We start from the raw sequence: 18,115 nt of genomic DNA on the forward strand, positions 1-18,115 counted from the left end.
CGAGGGTCCGACCTACCCACGCGGCGACCTCACGGTCGACGGGCCCCGGGCCAGGCACGTTCCCATCCACCCACCGGTGCATCCGCACCGGCACCCGCTCTCCCCCGCCAGCCGACTCGACCCACGCCAGGCACCCGCCATCAGCTGGATTCGGTATCGGCTCCGGCATCGGCACGCCCGCGGCGAGAACTCGCTGCTCGAACTCCCACGCCGCGTCGAGCCAGTCCCGCCACCGCGGATCGCGCCACGGATTGCGCATCTGCTTGACCGCGTAGCTGGCGCTGTCCGTGTTCAGCCGATACACCCGGTTCGACCATGCCCCGGAGACCGGCGACATCTCCACCGCCGTGCCGGACAGTCCGAACGCCGCCAGGACCACCGCCGGGGCGGGCGCGTCGTCGATCCTCCCCTGAGGATCTGCATGTTCCGATGCCACGCTGCGCACATTACCGACGGAGATCACTGGAATCACATGAGTTTCCGGTTACCTCACCCGGACGGCAGAGGATCCCGACGGTCGCCGGCCGCCACCGCTTCGCCGAGAGCCTGCAACGGGTCGAGCCCCACGCCGCAGGACGCCGCCGATGCCGGGCAGCGCACATCATCACGACCTGCCCTTCGGACGTTCCGGGTGATTAGATTTGGTGTCTCGACACCCGGAGGTGCGTCGTGTTCGTACTCACCGTCATCGTCACGGTAGTGCTCGCCGCGGCCTTGACCATGTCCGCGTACATCAAACTCACCCTCCGTGAACCGTACGTTCAGGGCTACGTCCGAGTGGGCGTGCCAGCCGAGAAGCTCAAGTACCTGGCGTTCGTCCTTCTCGCCGGTACGGCCGGACTGATCCTGGGCTTGTTCTGGGCGCCACTCGGGATCGCCGCCGCAGCGGCGTTGACGTGCTACTTCCTGCTTGCGATCGGTTCCCACATCCGTGCAGGCGACGGGAGGAGCCTGCCGGCCCCGGCAACGTTGGCAGCGTTGTCTGTGCTCGCACTCATCATGCGCAGCGCTACCGTGTGAATTGACGGTCGAGCCCACACCGCAGGACGCGACCAGTGCCGATCACGCGATCATCAAGTCAGCGTACGCCGCACCAGCGCAGGAGAGCCCCGGCATACCTCGACACTTTTATCGCGGACGCATATTTGTATGGTAGACAGTACAAGTGGCAGATCAACGTGACGACGTCGCTGCGTGGCTGGCAGCCCTTCCCAAGATCGAGTTACATCTGCATCTGGAGGGATCCCTCAGGCCCGCCACGATGTTCAACCTCGCCGAACGGAACAACGTCGACATCGGAGCCTCCACCCCGGACGACCTGACCGGTCTTTACGAGTTCAACGACTTCGACGACTTCGCCCGTCTCTTCCTCACCGGCCTGAACGTGCTCCGGACAGCGCAGGACTTCGCCGACGCGACGTCGGCCCTCGCGGCCGAGCTCGCATCACAGCACGTCCGTTACGCCGAGGTGACCACTACCCCGTTGAACCACCAGCGGCGCGGCATCGCGCTCGAGGAGTATCGGGACGGGCTCGACGAAGGACGACGGCGCGCCCGTTCGGAATCAGGAGTCGAGCTCTCCTGGATCTGCGACATCTCCCGCGAGTCCGAGGACCCCGGCTCCGAGGCGACAATCGACTACCTGTTAGGGCCGGCAGCCCCGGACGGCGTCGTCGGGCTCGGCCTGGGCGGTATCGAGTCCGGCTTCCCGCCCGAGCTGTTCGCGTCGTCGTTCCAGCGAGCGAAAGCCAACGGCCTGGCATCGTTACCGCACGCCGGAGAGACCGTCGGTCCGGCCAGCGTCTGGGGAGCGCTCAGGTCGCTCGGTGCCGACCGCATCGGCCACGGCATCCAGAGCCTCGACGACGAGAAGCTCGTCGCGCACCTCGCCGACCAGCGCATCCCACTGGAGCTCGCCCCGACGTCCAATGTCTGCTTGAAGATCGTCGACAGCCCGCAGGCCCATCCGCTGGGCCGGCTCGCCGACGCCGGGATCGTCACCACCATCAACACCGACGACCCGGCGTACTTCCAGACCACACTCACCGACGAGCTGCTCACGGCACACCGGCTACACGGCTTCACCACGTCGAAGCTGCTGGCCGCACAGGTAGCCGCACTCGATGCGTCGTACGCGGGTGCAGAGATCAAGGCGCGGATACGCGCCGAACTGGAGCGCGTGCTCCCGTGACCAGACCCCCCGGCGCCGACCGTCCGCTGTACACGCGCATCGCCGCGTCGCTGAAGAGCCGGATCCTTGCCGGCGCCTGGGCTCCAGGCGAACGCCTCCCCGGCGAGGAACACCTCGCCAGGACGATGAGCGTCAGCCGCGGCACGATACGGCAGGCGATCGCCGCCCTCCGCGACGCCGGCTACGTCGCCAGCCAGCAGGGATCCGGAACGTACGTCGCGGCCAGGCCTCCCATCGAGCCGCTTACGCCGAGATCGGGGCCGGTCTACACGGGTTTCCTCGATGATCTCGACGACGAGGCCGCCCACGTCGAGGAGCGACGACGCACCCAGCAGACCTACCCGGCCGACGGCGCCGTCGCTGCTGACCTGCGGATACCTGCCGGATCACCGGTGACGCGGTATCGAGCCGTTCGCGTTCGGCACGGGGCGGTGTACGGAGTGGCGTCGGACATCGTTCCCGCGAGCGTCGCCCGACAGATCACGCCCGACGTGCTGGACCACAGCCCCACGATGGTCGACGCGCTCTCCGCCGCCGGACGACGCGTCGCCGAGAGCTTGCAACGGGTCGAGCCGACGCTGCTGGACGCCGCCGATGCCGAGCAATGCGACGTCGCTCCTGGATCCCCCGGGCTCGCGTTGACCGGCGTCGCCTACGACGACGAACGCACACCCATCAACAGCTACACACTGACCGTCGTCAAGGGCTACGGCATCGGCCTCCTCCTCACCCGCGCCAACCAGCCCGGCTAGCCGAAGGGCTCCTTGCTGATCAGAGACGCGCGGCGCTGCAACAGAGCCCGCTCGGCTGCGTTGTCAGTGCGGGCGATCGCCGCGTCGTAGGCGCGTGCTGCGTCCTCGTAGCGTCCGAGTCGGCGCAGCAGGTCGGCACGGATGGCGTGCAACAGGTGGTAACGGCCGAGATCGAGGCCGTCGACCAGGCTGAGTGCCGCCTCCGGCCCGTCGACCTCCGCCACGGCGACGGCACGGTGCAGCGCCGCGACCGGGCTGGGCGCGAGCGCCATCAGCTGGTCGTACAGCTGGACGATCTGTGACCAGTCCGTCTCTGCCGCGGACGGCGCGTCGCTGTGCACAGCGTTGATCGCCGCCTGGATCTGGTACGGGCCCGGCTGGTCTCGTCGCAGGCACGCCCGGACGATGCTCTGCCCTTCAGCGATCAGGTCCCGATCCCACTGGCTGCGGTCCTGATCGACGAGCAAGACGATGTCACCGCCGTCCGTCGTACGGGCGGCCCGTCGCGACTCGGTGAGCAACATGAGCGCGAGCAGGCCCATGACCTCGGGCTCATCAGGCATGAGCTCGGCCAGGAGCCGTCCCAGGCGGATCGCCTCGGTGCACAGATCAGCCCGGACCAGCTGATCACCCGAGCTCGCGGTGTAGCCCTCGTTGAAGATCAGGTACACCACAGCCAGCACCGACGTGAGCCGGTCTGGAAGGTCCGCGTCGCGCGGAACACGGTACGGGATCTTCGCGTCGCGGATCTTCCCCTTGGCGCGGACCAGGCGTTGCGCCATCGTCGGCTCCGCGACCAGGAACGCACGAGAGATCTCCGTCGTCGTCAGGCCACCCAGGAGCCGAAGTGTCAGTGCCACCTGGGCACCCTGTGCGAGCGCAGGGTGGCAACAGGTGAAGATCAGCCGCAGCCGGTCATCGCGCACGGGTCCCTCCTCCTCGACCGGATGGTCCTCTCCGTGCAGCAGCGCCGCCTGGGCATGCTTGTCTTCACGGGACGCTTCCCGGCGAAGACGGTCGATCACCCGGTTACGGGCGGTGGTGATGATCCAGCCCGACGGACTGGGCGGAAGCCCAGCCCGTGGCCAGCGCTGCACGGCGGCAGCGAACGCGTCCTGGACCGCCTCCTCGGCGACGTCGATGTCGCCGAATCGGCGGACCAGGACGGACACGGCGCGGCCGTATTCCTCGCGGAAGACGCGTTCGATCTCCGCGTGGGACACCACGGGCGGGTCGGCCGTCACGCGCAGGTTCGCTCGCTCTCGTCGATCAGGGGCCGGACCTCGACCGGCAGCGTGACCGCACGGGCGAGCTTGCGGCCCCATTCGAGCGCGACGTCCAGGTCGGGCGCCTGTAGGACCGTGAACCCACCGATGTGTTCCTTGCCCTCGATGTACGGGCCGTCGGTGGTAAGGACGTCGTCGCCCTTCGCCTGGAGGACCGTGGCGGTGCTCGGCGGGTGCAGGCCCCCGGCGAATACCCACGCACCGGACGCCTGCATCTCGGCGTTCACGGCCCTGACATTCTCCATGATCGGCTCCAAGACCTCCGGCGGCGGCACGTCGCCATCGGGCTGGTAGATGCTGAGCAGATACTGCGCCATGATGTTCCTCCTTGCCAGTGACGGTACCGGGTCATCCCGGTCTCTCACCCTCTACACGAACGACGCACGGCCGAATCGACACCGCAAGAGGACTCAGCGGCTCGGAGGCGTGAAACTCTCGCGTGCCCGCTCGACCTGGGGCCTGATCACGCACTCCTTCACGTGGTCATTGATCAGCCCCATGGCCTGCATGAACGCGAACACTGTGGTGGGACCGACGAACTTCCAGCCTTGCCTCCTCAGGTCCTTCGACAAGGCGATCGACTCGGTTGAGGTCGACGCGCTCTGTGGCTCAGCCAAGTCTCCGGCAGGCTCGTAACGCCATATGACTGCGCTCAACGATCCTCCGCCGTCGGCGAGCTCCTCGGCACGGCGCGCGTTGTTGATCACGGCCTCGATTTTGCCGCGGTGGCGGACGATCCCTGTGTCCTGCAACAGCCGGTCGACGTCCCTTTCGGTGAAGCGAGCGACCTTATGGATGTCGAAGCCGCAGAAGGCGGCGCGGAAATTCTCGCGCTTGGCCAGGATCGTGCGCCAGCTCAGGCCCGACTGGAAGCCCTCCAGACTCAGCTTCTCGAACAGCCGGTGCTCGTCGGCGACGGGGAACCCCCACTCAGTGTCGTGATAGGCCAAGAACTGCGGTGCCGCGCCGCTCCAAGGGCAACGGGGCCGGCCATCTGGAGCGAACATCGAGGCAGTCATTCTCGTGGTGTCCTTACGTCGTGAGTGCTGCGCTGGTCACTCAGGCCAGCAGGAAGCTCAGCCGGTCGTCGGTCTTTGCCGCGTCGATCTCGATGATCTCGGCGCTGACTACGCCTTCGGCGACAAACGGGTCCTCGTCGACGCGCCGCTGCAGGTCCGCCAGCGACGTGCCGTGCGCCAGGATCGCACCACCCGCGGACGGCTGGATGCTGCCGACCAGGAGGAAGACTCCGTCGCCGAAACCGCGCCCGATCCACTCCTGGTGGCCAGCCATGTGCTGACCGGCTGCGCTCTTGTTGTCGGAGAACCGAAGCAACACCACGAACATGTAGTTCCTCTCTTCGATGTTCAGTGCCTCAGGCATTTGCCTGGGCGTCGGCGTCTCGTACGTCCTGTTCCGCATCGCCGGTGTAAGCGCTGAGCCAGTCACACATCCGCTGAACTTCCCGACAGATGAACTCCTCGTCGTGGAAGGCGTTCGCCAGCGTGGCCACGCCCTGACTGAAGGCGAGCACATGCATCGCCAGCGCATCGGCCTGCGCTTCGTGACCGAGCAAGGCGAACTGCTCACGCAACCACACCCGGAACACCTCGAACAGGCCCTTCGCATCCTTCAACGCCGCGTGGTCGAGCTTCGCCAGCTCGGTGGTCAGCGTGCCCACCGGGCACCCGTGATTCTGGATGTCGGCGCGATTCGTCAGCACGATGTGGATAAACCGCCGGATCCGCCCGCCTGGTGTCGGCTCGTCGGCCTCCCATTGCTCGAGCATCGCGCGCCTCGCCCCCACACGGGCGTCGATCACCGCGTCCAAGATCTCATCCTTCGACTTGAAGTGGTAATAGAAGTTCCCTCGCGAGATCCGCACCTCGTCCGCGATCGCCGCGAACGACGTGTGCTCGTAGCCGTGCTGATAGAACAGCTCATCGGCCGCCTCGACGATCCGCGCCCGCGTCACCGATCCACTCACGACATTCACCTCCTCGATCGAGAACACCTCACACCACACCTTAGGACGAGTGTCCTACAGTAACAGAATAGGACAGCCATCCTAATTGCGAGGCGGGCCCGACGACGTCGCTCAGCACCGCAGGTGGGAGGTGATATACACTATTGATATCTACCATTAGGGAGGGGCTTGATGCCGACAACCACATCCGCTACTCCTGTTACAGCCGTCGCCAAGGTATTCATGCACGGCAGGAGTCAAGCCGTCCGCCTCCCCAAGGCGTTCCGGTTCGACAGTGACCGCGTGCGGGTGCGGCGCGCCGGCCGTGGCCTATATCTCGAGCCGGTCATCACCGACGTTGACGATTGGTTCGCCGCCATGGACCGCCATCAAGATGTGGAGTTCATGCCGGAGGGACGCGATCAACCCGATATGCCGGCCGAGCGGTCGCTCTGACCGGAGGTCCGATCTACATGGCCGTCTTGCTCGACACCGACACAGCCATCGCGCTCATCCGTGACCGCCCCGCGTCTGTGCGGCATCATTACCGGAACGCTCATGCCTCGGGCTACGAAGTGTGGCTCTCCTCAATCAGCCTCTTCGAGCTCTGGTACGGCGTCAACCGCAGCCGACACGCCGACGAGAACACTGAGCGGCTCGCCGACTTCCTCAGCGGGCCGATCACCATTGCGGATTTCAATGAGCTCGACGCCGCGCGCGCCGGACAGGTGCGCGCAGAGCTAGCCGCGGCCGGCACACCAATCGGGCCGTACGATCTGCTGATCGCCGGGCAGGCCAGCCGGGCGGGGCACACGCTGGTCAGCGCGAACACCCGCGAGTTCAAACGGGTCAAAGAACTCGATGTTGAGAATTGGCTCACAGCGTAGGCGCGTCAGGGGCGAGAAACGTCTCCTCCCCAGGACCGCCACAGCGCGGCGTACGGCCCGTCCGCCGCGATCAGATCGTCGTGCGTACCCAGCTCGGTGATCCGGCCGTCCTCGACGACGGCGACCCGGTCGGCGTCGTGCGCCGTGTGCAGCCGATGCGCGATGGTGATCACCGTCCGCCCAGCCAGCACCGCGGCCAGCGATCGCTCAGCGTGCCGTGCCGTCGTCGGGTCCAGCAGCGACGTCGCCTCGTCGAGGATGAGCGTGTGCGGGTCGAGCAGGACCACCCGCGCCAGCGCGATCTGCTGCGCTTTGGCCGCGTCCACCTGGAGTCCGCCCGCACCCAGCTGGTTGTCCAGTCCGTCCGGCAGCGCGAATGCCCAGTCCGCGTCGACCGTGTCCAGTGCGGCCAGCAACGTCTCATCGGGGGCGTCCGGCGCCGCCATGGTGAGGTTCTCCCGCAGACTTCCGATGAACACGTGGTGCTCCTGGGTGACCAGCACCACCTGGCTCTTGTCCGCCTGCACGTGGGCTACCGGGATCCCGCCGACCAGAACGCTGCCGGTCCGTGGGACATCGATGCCGGCCAGCAGCCGCCCCAGTGTGGTCTTGCCCGCGCCCGACGGACCGACGATCGCCAGCCGCTCCCCAGGCCGCACGGTGAGATCGATGCCGCGCAGCACGTCCTGTCCCTCGATGTAGGCGTACCGCACATCCACGACCTCGATACGTTCATCGGTCGGTGCTGCTTCAGCTGCGGCGCCGGGCATCGGACCGCCGTCCGCAGGATGCGACGTACGGTCCGACGGGACCAGGCCGACGCCGGCGACTCTGGCCAGCGAGGCCCCGCTACGCTGCAGTTGCTCAGTCCACATCTGGATCCGCTCGATCGGGTCCCTGAGCCGCCACAGGTACAGGCTGCCCGCCACCACCGCACCCAGGCTCATCACACCCTCCGTGTAGGCGTACCCGCCGACCATCAGCAGCACCGCGACCGGGACGGCGTTGGCGAGATCGCTGACCGGGAACAGGACCGAGCGCAGGAACAGTGTGCGCACCCGCGTCCTGTACACCTGATCGATCGCGGTATCCATCTCTGTGATCCGTGCCTCGCGCAGGTCCAGCGCCTCGACGGTACGGGCGCCCTCCGCCGTGGCAACCATGCTCTCCGCGACGTCCGAGCCGGCCTGGCCCTCGGCGAGGTAGGCCGTACGAGCCCGCTTCAAGTACCAGCGGGTCGCCCAAGCCATCAGCGGCAGCCCGACGACGGCGCAGGCACCGAGCAATGGATGCAGGAAGAACACAGCACCGAAGATGAACGTCACCTGCAGGAAGGCCAGAGAGACGTCCGGCGCGGCATTGCGTAGCGTCACACCGACTACCCCGACGTCGGCGGACGCACGCGTCATCAGGTCACCGGTGCCTGCCCGTTCCGCGACCCGCGACGGCAGGGCCAGCACGCGGTCCACGAACTCTTCGCGCAGCCTCGCCAGTGCCCGCTCGCCGAAGCGGTGCACCGTGTACCGGGCGAACCTGGTCAGCACCAGCTGGACAATCGCGAGCCCGACGAGGGCCAGCGCCAGAGCGTCGATGGTGGCCACCGAGGCGTCGCCCGACTCCACCACATCGACCATCTCGCCGACCAGCCACGGAGGCGCCAGCCCGACCAAGGCGGCCAGACAGGTCAAGGCGATGACGGCTGTCATAGCGCGACCGTCGTCCCGGACCAGCCGCCAGGCGGCTCGTCGCACATCCGGCGCGTCAGCGACCGGCAGCCGCCACTCGTCGTGACTCACCGTACCGCCCCCTGGAGCAGGTCGTCCTCGTCCGAGCCACGGAAGACGAGAGCCCGGTATCCCGGCTCGGTCGCCAGCAGCTCCGAGTGTGTGCCGACGGCGGCGACCGTCCCACGGACTACGTAGGACACCTGGTCGGCCTGGTCGAGCAGCAGCGGCGACGTGCCGACCACAAGCGTGGTGCGTCCCTGACGGGCTGCTCTCAGCCGGCTCGCGATGGCGGCTTCGGTGAGTGCGTCCACGGCCGATGTCGGCTCGATGAGCAGCAGCACCTCGGCCTGAGCGAGCAGCGCCCGGGCAAGCCGGATCCGCTGCTGCTGACCACCGGACAGGTTGCGTGCCTGTGCCTCGATCGGAGCCGCCAGACCGTCCCGGAGGGCGGCAACGATATCGTCGGCGCTCGCTGTGTGCAGCGCGTCGTCGATCTCACTGTCGCTGACGATCGTGTCGCGGTGGCTACCTCCAGAGCCGTCGTCCCGCCGGCCGCTCCCGACGCCATCTCGCAGTGTCCCGGCGAAAAGGTAGGCATCCTGATCGGCGACCAGGATCCGGCTCCTCACCTCGGCCAGCGCCATCTCGGACAACGGGACGTCGCCCCAGGTGGTGTCCGACTCGGTATAGCGGCCGAGCCGGTCCACGATCGCAGCCGCTTCCGCTGCGTCGGAGCTCACCAGCGCGGACATCCGCCCGGCGGGCACGGTCAGCTGCGATTCCGGATCGCGCATGTCCGCCGGCTCACGAGGTCCGTCGGCGGTGGACGGCCCATCCTGGATGCCGGGCGACATCGCCAGGATGCGCACCACCCGTCGCGCGGACACGATGCCGCGGGTGATGTCGTCGGCGCTTTCGATGAGGGCCGACACTGGCAAGACGAGCACGGCGACGTAGCCGTAGACGGCGACCATCTCGCCCACCGTGATCGTGCCATCGACAGCCTGGCGTGCGGCGAGCCACACGACGGCGCCGACGAACACGATCGGCAGGCCCGCCCCGACCGCCTCAACCCAGCTGGTGATCGCGCCGACCCGGTACCCATCACTGCGCAGCGCCGCAGAACGGCCTCGGTAGCGTTCCGCGAACACCGCCTTGCCACCGATGCCGAACAGGACGCGAAGGCCGGACACGATGTCGCCCGCACGCGCGGTCAGCGCTCCTTGCTGCTCGCGATACGTGGTCTCGGCGCCGCGTAGCCGGCCGAGCAGCGGACCGATCAGCAGCGCCAGCGCCGGGACGCCCAGCAGCACGACGACGGCGAGCAGCGGCGAAATGGCGAACAACAGCGACGCCACCACCACGTAAGCGACCACTGCGCCCACGCCGGGCCCGGTCACCGTCATGACCTGGCTGATCCGGCCGACGTCGGCCGTCTGTACGGCGGCGATCTCACCGGAGGAAACATTGCGCGGCAGGGTGGCGCCCAAGCGCACAGCTTGCCGCACCACGACCTGGACCGTGCGATATGCCGCGTCGGTGCGGGCGAAGGTCATGGTGCGGTGCCTGAGCAAGCCGAAGCCGGCGTTCAGGACGCCGACGGCCAGAACCGCGGAGACCCATAGTGCGAGCGTCGCCATGTCGCCGCTGTTGATTCCGTCGTCAATCGCTCTCGCCGTCAGGTACGGCGGCGCGATGTGCACGCACATCGACAGGCTGCCCCACAGAGCCCCACGCAGCGCCCGCGTCCACTGCCGGATTACCAGCCACCAGAGATAACGCACCGGACCACGGCTGTCCGGTATCCCCGGATCCGCATGCGGGACGTGGCGGCTCATGCCGTCCTTACGAGTTCAGGGCCGAGCAATCCGCAGTCCTTCCATCGACCTTCGCATTGAACCATGGCGTCGCCATCGTGATCCGACGGGTGTCCGGGGCGAAGAAATTCCGTGGCAACGCGTACGCCGATCGGGTCATGATGGCCCGGTGACCGACAGCGCCGACGCCGATGTGACGTTCGTGTGTGAGGCGTTCGGCCTTGGGGAGCTCCGCGGTGCACGCCGCGTCGCACGTGGCGCCATGGGTGCCGTGTGGCGTATCGACGCGGATCCGCCAGGCTCGTCGTCGACGGCCACGTACGCCGCCAAGGAACTGTTCTGGGAGGTCCCTTCGGCGAGCGCGGCCGAGGACGAGGTGCGCTTCACGGGTCGGTGCCGGCAGGCCGGCGTACCGAGCCCCAGGTCCCTGGCCGCAACGGCAGGCGGATATGTGGCGCACGATCCGTTAGGGCAGGCTTGGCGTGTCTATGAGTGGGTCGACGGCGAGGTGCCGGACCGGACCGACACCGAGACCGTCCAGTGGCTGGCCGGGCAGCTCGGCCGCATCCACGCTCTCGGGCTCGAGCCGGGCGACGACGCCAAGCCGGACCCGTTCTATCAGCGCGTTGACGTCGACTGGGACGAGCTCGCCGACGACGCGTCACGCGCCGGTGTGGACTGGTGGCCCGCGCTCGAAGCGGCGACTCCCCAGCTGGTCGAGCTCTCGTGCCTGGTCAACGCCTCGCCGGACGGGCGGCCCATCATGTGCCATCGCGATCCGAAAGCGAGCAATGTCCTTCGCGACGCGGCCGGACGCCGATGGCTCGTCGACTGGGACAACGCCGGACCGATGGCCCCGTGGCGCGAGCTCGGCCTGTTGCTGATGCACCATCTCGCCGACGTCGATGCGCTCCGGGTGATCGGGGCGTGTTACCGCGACCATGGCGGCCCCGCACAGCTCGGTACGGCGCAAGGCTTCGCGACCGGCCTGGCGACATGGCTGAACTTCCTGCGCGGCCAGGCAGGAGTGCTTCTGGACCCCAAGGCCACGCCTGACCATCGGCAGTTCGCTGAACAACGCGTCACCGGGCTTCTGCGCAACATTCCGGCCTTGGAACAACTCGACCACGCCGCCAGCGCCGCCGCGCCGTAGACGGATCAGGAGTCTGCGGTCACACGCTCTGCCATGGCGTCTCGTGTGCCTTCGAGGAACTCGTTTGGCGAAACCTACCGGCGCCACCGTGACATGCCCACCGAATCCTGACTACACCGAGATCGAGATGGAGTATCGCAGCTCACCGACCTTGTCGGAGTAGGGGCGTACGCTCTTTGCCCACAGAGGTGAAGCGCTGGTTCGGCGACAGGGAAGCACAACGGGCAGGTGCGACATGAAGCGGTGGTGTCGAGATGGCTGATCAGGATGATGTGCGCCGTATCGCGCTCTCGTTGCCCGAGACGGTGGAGTCCGATGAGAGGTTCGCGTTCTCGGTCTTGAACAAGGGCAAGGAAAAGGGCATCGCCTGGGTGTGGCTAGAGCGCGTCGAGCCCAAGAAGCCACGCGTTCCACGCCCCGATGTGCTCGCTGTACGCGTCGCCAATCAGGGCGCAAAAGAAGAGCTTCTCGCGTCCGACCGTGACAAATTCTTTACTGAACCGCACTACAACGGCTTCCCAGCCGTGCTCATCCGACTGCCGGAGGTCGACCAGGACGAACTACGAGAGCTCCTTACCGATGCCTGGCGATGCCAAGCACCCCGCGCACTGGTCAAGGAGTCCGGAATCTAGCCCGCACGCTGGCGCAGTCTCAGCGACGGCCCGAATGGACACCCTGTTCTCCGGGCCGGGAGAGCTTCCAAAGCCAGCCGATGGGACGCAGGCCCAAACGCGCCGCCACCCGCTGCGACGACTGGTTCGTCGCGGACGTGCTATATAACAGCCGTCGTCCGCTCGGCGCCATCAGCGTCGCCCATTGAGCGGTCACCGCCGCGGCGTGCCCCTGACCTCGGAAGTCCGGGTGAGTCCAGACGCCCGCCTCGGCCCCTCGAGCGGTCTGGGCCGGCGTGTTGCACATGGCGATGACCTGGCCCTGATGCGTGGCCATTGCCCACGGGCCCAGGTTCCCAGCGAGAAGCTGGTCCCATTCGTCAACGTCCCAGTCGCCGGGATGAGCATCGCGGACGGCCTCCACCTGCGCAGAACCGGACAGCACCATGTCTGCTGTGGCCGCGAACCCGACGCCGGATGGAATCAGATAGCTCGGACCAGACGACCTCTCCACCGCGCCGAATGCGTCCTCAAGGAGACCCTGACAGCGAGCGAGTGACGCGGGCGGCCGGCCCGAAGCACAGGGCTCCGTCTCGCTCAAGACGAGATCCGTCAGCTCGTCCGCAAGCATGTCCGGCACGCCCGCCCCAACCGCTACCCGACGCGCACTACCTGTCGCGCCGATCACCAGATAATGCGAGCCCGGGATACGTCCGTCGCTGTTCATATCCCACAGCGTTTCCATCTCGATCTGAAGCAACTCGACGTCACTGAGCAGTTCGGAAGCATCAACGGCCATGTCGCCGGACACTCCCGGCCGACGGACGCTCGATCACACCGTTTTCTCCCACCGCGTCAGGGCTTGAGCACGACCTTGCCGGTGGTCTCCCTGTTCTCGAGCGCGACGTGTGCCGCCGCTGCTTCGGACAGCGGGAAGGCCTGGATGGTAGGAATCATCCTCCCTTCTGCGGCGGCCCGCAGCGCCCGCTCCTCACGCTCCGAGAATCTCTCTCGCTCGCTCAGCAGGTGTCCAAGCGCATCGATGGTCGTCAGGCTCCGCGACTTCTGCAGCTCGGGATCGAGATGGGGCTCGTGCCTGGATGCGTTCCCGATGCTCACGAACCGGCCGCCGTCGGCGAGCAGGCCGAACGCAGAATCCGCCTTCTCGCCTCCGACGCCGTCGAGAACGACAGTGACCCGACGGCCGCCGAGCTGCTCGCGCACCGTGCCGGACCAGTCTGGTCGGTTGTAGTCGACGGCGACGTCGGCGCCAAGGTCACGCACGGCCGCGACTTTGGACGGCCCGCCCGCGGCGCCCACCACCGTCGCGCCGAGATTGTGGGCGTACTGGACCAGAAGGCGGCCGATCCCTCCGGCCGCGGAGTTGACCAGAACGACGTCCTCGGGAGTGAGTTCAGCGACGTCGAGCATGCCCAGTGTCGTGGCCCCGGTGCGGACCATGGCCACCGCGGTGTCGACGTCCAGCCCATCTGGGATCGGCTGCACATCGACGACGTCCGCGACCGCCTTCTCCGCGTAACCGCCGGGCTGGCCCGCGGCCGTGACCACTCCGGTGCCGATCCACGACGGGTCGACCCCGGCGCCGACCGCATCGACGACGCCCGCCACTTCACTTCCGAATATGGTCGGGAGCTCGGGAAGCGGCGGGCCGATCGCCAGGCCAGCCCTCATCGCTGTCTCGATCAGGTGCAGACCCGCTACCTCGACGACGATGCTGACCTGGCCGTCCCCGGGCGTGGGGTCGGGCACGGTCTCGTAGGTCAGGTTCTCAGCTGGACCGAACTCACGTAAAACGACTGCGCGCATGATGTTCTCCTAAGGGACGCGTTCTCTGACGTCCCCAAGGCTGCATCCTCAACTAAAGTTGAGGTCAAACTGCTTTCGCTCTCAGCGGACCGCCGAGGAGTTCGCCCACCGCCGCCACCCCACCAGCGCCGCACCGAAAGGGCTACGAAGCCGCGCTTAGAGCGCCGGTGGCGCCAGCGATCTACCGTCCCCGAACTGCAAGGCCGGAGAACGAGGCGGACTTGGGTATGCGCGTCGACGGCCTCAGGTCGCAGGCCCCACCCAGGATGGGAAGAATTCGCCGGGGGACCGTGGTTCAATTACACACATCGTGTAGTTAGCATTCGATGATCTTAAGGAGAGACCCGTGAGCGCTTTCAACGACGACGAGCGAAGCTACCTGCTGTCCACGGACCGCCCGTCCAGGGAACGCCTCGCGCGCATTGCGACGGTGGGCGCGGACGGCACACCGCACGTGACGCCCGTGGGATGGTCGTACAACACTGAGCTGGACACGATCGACATCGGCGGACGTGACTTCGCCCGCACCAAGAAGTTCCGCGACGTGCAGCGTTCGGAGCGGGCCGCCATGGTGGTCGACGATGTGCTACCGCCGTGGCGACCACGAGGCATCGAGGTCCGTGGCCGCGCCGAGGCGGTCGACGGCCCGACGCCGCTGATCCGGATCTACCCGGATCGGGTCCGTTCCTGGGGCCTGCAACCAGACTGATCCTCCCGCTCTACGCCTCGATCTACCGACATCGTCTAGGCCATGGCAGAGACGATGTCGGTACATTGGGGCCGGCCTACGCTACGCCGCGTTCGGCGACGCCGCTTAGTAGAGCGGAAACGCCTAGTTCTCCCCATCGCGGCTCACACGAGCACCCAGCAACACGTACATGGCCAGACCCACGGCCGACACCGCAGCAGCCGCGAGGGATGCCGCGCCGACACTCCATGGCTGCAGCGGCCAGGCCCACCACGCCGTGTCCGCCGACATCGGCCTGGGTGTCGCGCCGTAGACGAAGGCGCCGTAGCCGAACGCCGGGAGCCAGGCCAGCCGGGCGCCGATGACGACGGCGGCACCGACCACCAGGCCCGTCAGGCCGAACGTGTTTCGGACCAGCTCGAACGTTCCGTATGTGCGTGGTTCCCACGTCCCGATCAGAGCGAGCGCGGCACCGGTCACGAGTGCGACAACGACGACGTGCACCAGCCGGTACCGCCGCCACCGAGCGGGCATCGACCGCTCAAGTTCCTCAGCGGCACCGGCCAACCCCGGCGACGCCAGCACAGCGGCCATCAGTGGAGCCACCAGAACCACCGGCAGCCGCGCATCGGGCCCCGACGACCATGGTCGATGCACCAGCCAGTCGGCGGCAGCCCATCCCGTCAGGGCCACGACCGCGACTCCCAAGAGCAGCAATGGCATTCCTCTGGCCCGCACGTGCAGAGCGACGAACGCGGACGCCCGATCGCCGGGGCCGAGCTGTGGCCGGCGCAGCGCGCCCGATCGCAGCATCATCATCGTCACCGGCACTCCTTGTCCGTGGTCGACAACGCGTCTGTCTCTAGCGCCCACCTCATTGCAGCTCTTCCATCAGGGTGGCGAAGGCATCGGTGTCGCAGGTGCGGGCCGCTGCCATGTACCGGCTCATCCACTCCTTCTGTTCGGCCTCCGGTTTGGCCAGCAGCACCTGGAAATCGGCCTGCTCGCCGTCTTCGACGACCGTGCCCGCCGGGCTCGGGTCGTCGAGCACCCAGTGATATGCGACCCCCGACGCCCACAACATCGGTTCCTTCTCCGGCGACGGTCCATGACCGTCCACTTCCCCGTCCGCGTCGTCATACGGATCACACCGCCGGTAGACCACATCGTCAGCGGCTTGAGCGAAGACGGTGGCCAGGTTCTCGCCGTATTCGTTCTCTTCTGACAGCCCGCCGTTCCAGGAGATGAGGGCGCTCAGATCGACGACGGCGGTGTCTTCGGGTATTGACGACGACGTGGCATCCCGCGCGCCGGCAGCACCATCGGTCGCGGCAGCACCTTCAGTCGCCGCAGCGTCGTCGACGTCGTCGCCCCGGGTCGATATCGAGTCGACGGCACGCACGAATCCCCCGTCGATTTCCTCCCACCGGGCCAGCTGTTCCCGCACTGGCCCCTTCGCGTCGTCGAGCAGGAATGCGTTCACCCGGGTCATGCAGAGCTCCGCACCTCCGTCGTCGGTGCAGACCAGCTCCCGCGCGGCCGGGTCGGGCGCCCAGCGGTCCGCCGGACCGCTCACCAGCGGCATCGCCGCCACGACCGCGACCGCCGCAGGGACGACGGCGGGCCATTTGCGCCGCGCCGCCGCCAGCATCAGCAAGGTGGCCGTCAGCCCGGCCAGCCACACCAACTGCAGGAGCTGTGCGTCGGTCTCAAGGTACTCGACTCCGTTGCTGGGCCAGTCGATGCCTGGAGTGAGCCACGACCATGCCGTGCCGCTCGACGCACTCACCACACCTACACCGGCGAACACGACCAGGCCGACGGTCGGAGCCACGACGCGGCTCGAGATCCACCGGCCCGCCGCCACCCCGACCGCGCTGGCGGCCGCCAAGCCGACGAACGCCACCGCCAGTGTCCACCACCAGCCCTTTCCTCCGTATGTCGCCACCCGTGCGACCAACACGGCACCTGGCGCCCACGCCACCGCGAGGCCGGCCAAGGCCCCGAGCGTCACCGAGCACCACGCCAACAGCACCTGGTGCGCCGGCGGCCGCGCGGTCGACCCCAGCAGCTCTACGATCCGCCGGCGATGTTCCCGCCCCACCTGCCATGCCCCGGCGGTAGCCGCGAACGGCAGCAGGGCGAACAGGACGACGGACGTGTACTCGGCCAGCGGTCCCCAACGGCCGGCCCACCGCTCCGTCTCGTTCAATAGCATCGCGCCACCGGCGACCGCGATGCTCAACGCCGCGACCGGCGCCGTGCCCCGCATCAGCTCGGTCCGCAGCACCCGCCACGTCATGCGGTCCACCCCGCGCGTGCGTTCCTCCGTCCCGCCCGCGGGCTCCTCCGTCGCGCCGCTCATCGCTGCCTCGCCGCCCTCAGGACCGCGGTGTAGCCACGCTCGATCGGCGAGTCACCATCGACTGTGTCGGCCCCAGCCTCGGCCAGCTCATGGGGCGTGCCACGGAAGACCGCTCGGCCGTCGTTGACGAGCGTGACGTCGGTGCACGCCGCCGTGACATCTTCCACCAGGTGCGTTGCCACCACGACACACGCGTCCACCCCGATGGTGCGCAGCAGTTCACGGAACGCCACCCGCTGCTCGGGATCGAGCCCGGCGGTCGGTTCATCCAGCAGCAACAGGTCGGGATCGTTGACGATCGCCTGGGCGATCCCGGCACGGCGCAACATGCCTCCGGACAGCTTCTTCAGCCGCTCATCGGCGCGGTCGAGCAGACCGACACGCTCGATCGCCCGGTCCACGGCCGTCGGCACGGACGCAGCCGGCATCTCCTTCAACCACGCGAAGTACTCGACGAACTCGCGCACCGTGAACCGCGGATAGTAGCCGAACTGCTGCGGCAGGTAACCGAGCCGGCGCCGGACCCGGCGGAGCCGCCGATGGTCGCCCAGTTCGTGGTCGAGCAGCGACACCGTTCCCGACGTCGGCGCGGCGACCGTCGCGAGCACCCGCATCAGCGTCGTCTTACCCGCTCCGTTGGGCCCGAGCAGCCCATGGACACCCGCGTCCAATGTGAGGTCGAGCCCGTCCAATGCCGTGCGTTTGCCGAACCTGACCACGAGGTCACGCACCTCGACATGTGTTCCGATCATGGTGGGCACGGTCGTCATCAGATCTCCATCCGGGGTCGGTGTGGAACAGCTAGTCGGTCGAAGGCGGTGCGCCGAGCGGCGACCACCAGGGCG

Annotated in this window: 21 protein-coding genes; 8 read left to right on the forward strand and 13 right to left on the reverse strand. The window is 67.7% G+C overall.

The window, feature by feature from the left end:
• Positions 1 to 436: phosphotransferase (locus ELR45_RS05075; RefSeq protein WP_205856015.1), on the reverse strand; the 436-nt coding region annotated here is incomplete at its 3' end.
• A gap of 233 nt (positions 437 to 669) precedes the next feature.
• Here ELR45_RS05075 and ELR45_RS05080 point away from each other — a divergent pair.
• From ELR45_RS05080 to ELR45_RS05090, 3 genes are all read left to right on the forward strand, one after another.
• Positions 670 to 1,020 carry a DoxX family protein gene (locus tag ELR45_RS05080; protein WP_129663957.1) on the forward strand — a complete coding sequence of 117 codons (351 nt, stop codon included), beginning with the start codon at positions 670 to 672 and terminating at the stop codon, positions 1,018 to 1,020.
• 145 nt (positions 1,021 to 1,165) lie between these two features.
• Complete coding sequence (add, locus tag ELR45_RS05085; protein ID WP_129663959.1) at positions 1,166 to 2,191, forward strand: adenosine deaminase; 1,026 nt, start codon at positions 1,166 to 1,168, stop codon at positions 2,189 to 2,191.
• A complete protein-coding gene (locus ELR45_RS05090) occupies positions 2,188 to 2,943 on the forward strand; it encodes a GntR family transcriptional regulator (protein WP_129663961.1) in 756 nt (251 codons plus the stop codon). The genes add and ELR45_RS05090 overlap by 4 nt, the downstream gene beginning before the upstream one ends.
• Here the strand turns inward: ELR45_RS05090 and ELR45_RS05095 are convergent.
• The 5 genes from ELR45_RS05095 to ELR45_RS05115 all read right to left on the reverse strand — a co-directional run bounded on the left by ELR45_RS05095 (position 2,940) and on the right by ELR45_RS05115 (position 6,216).
• Positions 2,940 to 4,187: an RNA polymerase sigma factor gene (locus ELR45_RS05095; protein ID WP_240759164.1), complete on the reverse strand. Its 1,248-nt coding sequence runs from the start codon at positions 4,185 to 4,187 to the stop codon at positions 2,940 to 2,942. The two genes, ELR45_RS05090 and ELR45_RS05095, sit on opposite strands and share 4 nt — an antisense overlap.
• On the reverse strand, positions 4,184 to 4,546 hold the full coding sequence (locus ELR45_RS05100) for a YciI family protein (RefSeq protein WP_129663963.1): 363 nt from the start codon (positions 4,544 to 4,546) through the stop codon (positions 4,184 to 4,186). Before ELR45_RS05100 ends, ELR45_RS05095 begins: the two co-directional genes overlap by 4 nt.
• Positions 4,547 to 4,639: 93 nt before the next feature.
• The gene (locus tag ELR45_RS05105; RefSeq protein ID WP_129663965.1) at positions 4,640 to 5,248 is read right to left on the reverse strand and encodes a DNA-3-methyladenine glycosylase I; all 609 of its coding nucleotides are present in this window, start codon (positions 5,246 to 5,248) and stop codon (positions 4,640 to 4,642) included.
• Positions 5,249 to 5,288: 40 nt separating this feature from the next.
• Entirely contained in the window at positions 5,289 to 5,576 is a 288-nt protein-coding gene (locus ELR45_RS05110) for a YciI family protein (protein ID WP_129664253.1), read from the reverse strand.
• 28 nt (positions 5,577 to 5,604) lie between these two features.
• A complete protein-coding gene (locus ELR45_RS05115) occupies positions 5,605 to 6,216 on the reverse strand; it encodes a TetR/AcrR family transcriptional regulator (RefSeq protein WP_129663967.1) in 612 nt (203 codons plus the stop codon).
• Between the two features lie 171 nt (positions 6,217 to 6,387).
• Between ELR45_RS05115 and ELR45_RS05120 the strand changes: the two genes are divergently transcribed.
• Complete coding sequence (locus tag ELR45_RS05120; protein WP_129663969.1) at positions 6,388 to 6,651, forward strand: antitoxin; 264 nt, start codon at positions 6,388 to 6,390, stop codon at positions 6,649 to 6,651.
• 17 nt (positions 6,652 to 6,668) lie between these two features.
• Positions 6,669 to 7,082 (forward strand): type II toxin-antitoxin system VapC family toxin, encoded by a 414-nt coding sequence (locus tag ELR45_RS05125; protein ID WP_129663971.1) that lies wholly within the window; start codon positions 6,669 to 6,671, stop codon positions 7,080 to 7,082.
• 5 nt (positions 7,083 to 7,087) lie between these two features.
• On the opposite strand, the gene ELR45_RS05130 is transcribed toward ELR45_RS05125, so the two are convergent.
• Both ELR45_RS05130 and ELR45_RS05135 read right to left on the reverse strand, forming a co-directional pair.
• A complete protein-coding gene (locus ELR45_RS05130; RefSeq protein WP_205856017.1) occupies positions 7,088 to 8,878 on the reverse strand; it encodes an ABC transporter ATP-binding protein in 1,791 nt (596 codons plus the stop codon).
• Complete coding sequence (locus tag ELR45_RS05135) at positions 8,875 to 10,647, reverse strand: ABC transporter ATP-binding protein (protein ID WP_129663973.1); 1,773 nt, start codon at positions 10,645 to 10,647, stop codon at positions 8,875 to 8,877. Before ELR45_RS05135 ends, ELR45_RS05130 begins: the two co-directional genes overlap by 4 nt.
• A gap of 148 nt (positions 10,648 to 10,795) precedes the next feature.
• Here ELR45_RS05135 and ELR45_RS05140 point away from each other — a divergent pair, with 148 nt between their 5' ends.
• Positions 10,796 to 11,779, forward strand: coding sequence for a phosphotransferase enzyme family protein (locus ELR45_RS05140; protein WP_165367489.1), 984 nt, complete (start codon positions 10,796 to 10,798; stop codon positions 11,777 to 11,779).
• A gap of 254 nt (positions 11,780 to 12,033) precedes the next feature.
• Entirely contained in the window at positions 12,034 to 12,411 is a 378-nt protein-coding gene (locus ELR45_RS05145) for an MmcQ/YjbR family DNA-binding protein (RefSeq protein WP_129663977.1), read from the forward strand.
• Positions 12,412 to 12,430: 19 nt separating this feature from the next.
• On the opposite strand, the gene ELR45_RS05150 is transcribed toward ELR45_RS05145, so the two are convergent.
• Together ELR45_RS05150 and ELR45_RS05155 are read right to left on the reverse strand one after the other, a co-directional pair.
• Positions 12,431 to 13,189 carry a GNAT family N-acetyltransferase gene (locus ELR45_RS05150; protein ID WP_129663978.1) on the reverse strand — a complete coding sequence of 253 codons (759 nt, stop codon included), beginning with the start codon at positions 13,187 to 13,189 and terminating at the stop codon, positions 12,431 to 12,433.
• 56 nt (positions 13,190 to 13,245) lie between these two features.
• Positions 13,246 to 14,217 carry a zinc-binding dehydrogenase gene (locus tag ELR45_RS05155; RefSeq protein ID WP_129663980.1) on the reverse strand — a complete coding sequence of 324 codons (972 nt, stop codon included), beginning with the start codon at positions 14,215 to 14,217 and terminating at the stop codon, positions 13,246 to 13,248.
• Between the two features lie 346 nt (positions 14,218 to 14,563).
• Here ELR45_RS05155 and ELR45_RS05160 point away from each other — a divergent pair, with 346 nt between their 5' ends.
• Positions 14,564 to 14,926: a PPOX class F420-dependent oxidoreductase gene (locus tag ELR45_RS05160; RefSeq protein WP_129663982.1), complete on the forward strand. Its 363-nt coding sequence runs from the start codon at positions 14,564 to 14,566 to the stop codon at positions 14,924 to 14,926.
• Between the two features lie 123 nt (positions 14,927 to 15,049).
• Here the strand turns inward: ELR45_RS05160 and ELR45_RS05165 are convergent, their stop codons facing one another.
• From ELR45_RS05165 to ELR45_RS05175, 3 genes are read right to left on the reverse strand one after another with little or no spacing between them, the layout of a single operon-like run.
• Positions 15,050 to 15,724, reverse strand: a complete 675-nt coding sequence (locus ELR45_RS05165; RefSeq protein WP_420813824.1) for a hypothetical protein — start codon at positions 15,722 to 15,724, stop codon at positions 15,050 to 15,052.
• 55 nt (positions 15,725 to 15,779) lie between these two features.
• A complete protein-coding gene (locus ELR45_RS05170; protein ID WP_129663984.1) occupies positions 15,780 to 17,270 on the reverse strand; it encodes a hypothetical protein in 1,491 nt (496 codons plus the stop codon).
• Positions 17,267 to 18,040 (reverse strand): ABC transporter ATP-binding protein, encoded by a 774-nt coding sequence (locus ELR45_RS05175; RefSeq protein WP_205856019.1) that lies wholly within the window; start codon positions 18,038 to 18,040, stop codon positions 17,267 to 17,269. Before ELR45_RS05175 ends, ELR45_RS05170 begins: the two co-directional genes overlap by 4 nt.
• Between the last annotated feature and the right edge of the window lie 75 nt (positions 18,041 to 18,115).

It is taken from the genome of Phytoactinopolyspora endophytica (assembly GCF_004138495.1).
In the GTDB taxonomy this organism is placed as follows: Bacteria; Actinomycetota; Actinomycetes; order Jiangellales; family Jiangellaceae; genus Phytoactinopolyspora; species Phytoactinopolyspora endophytica.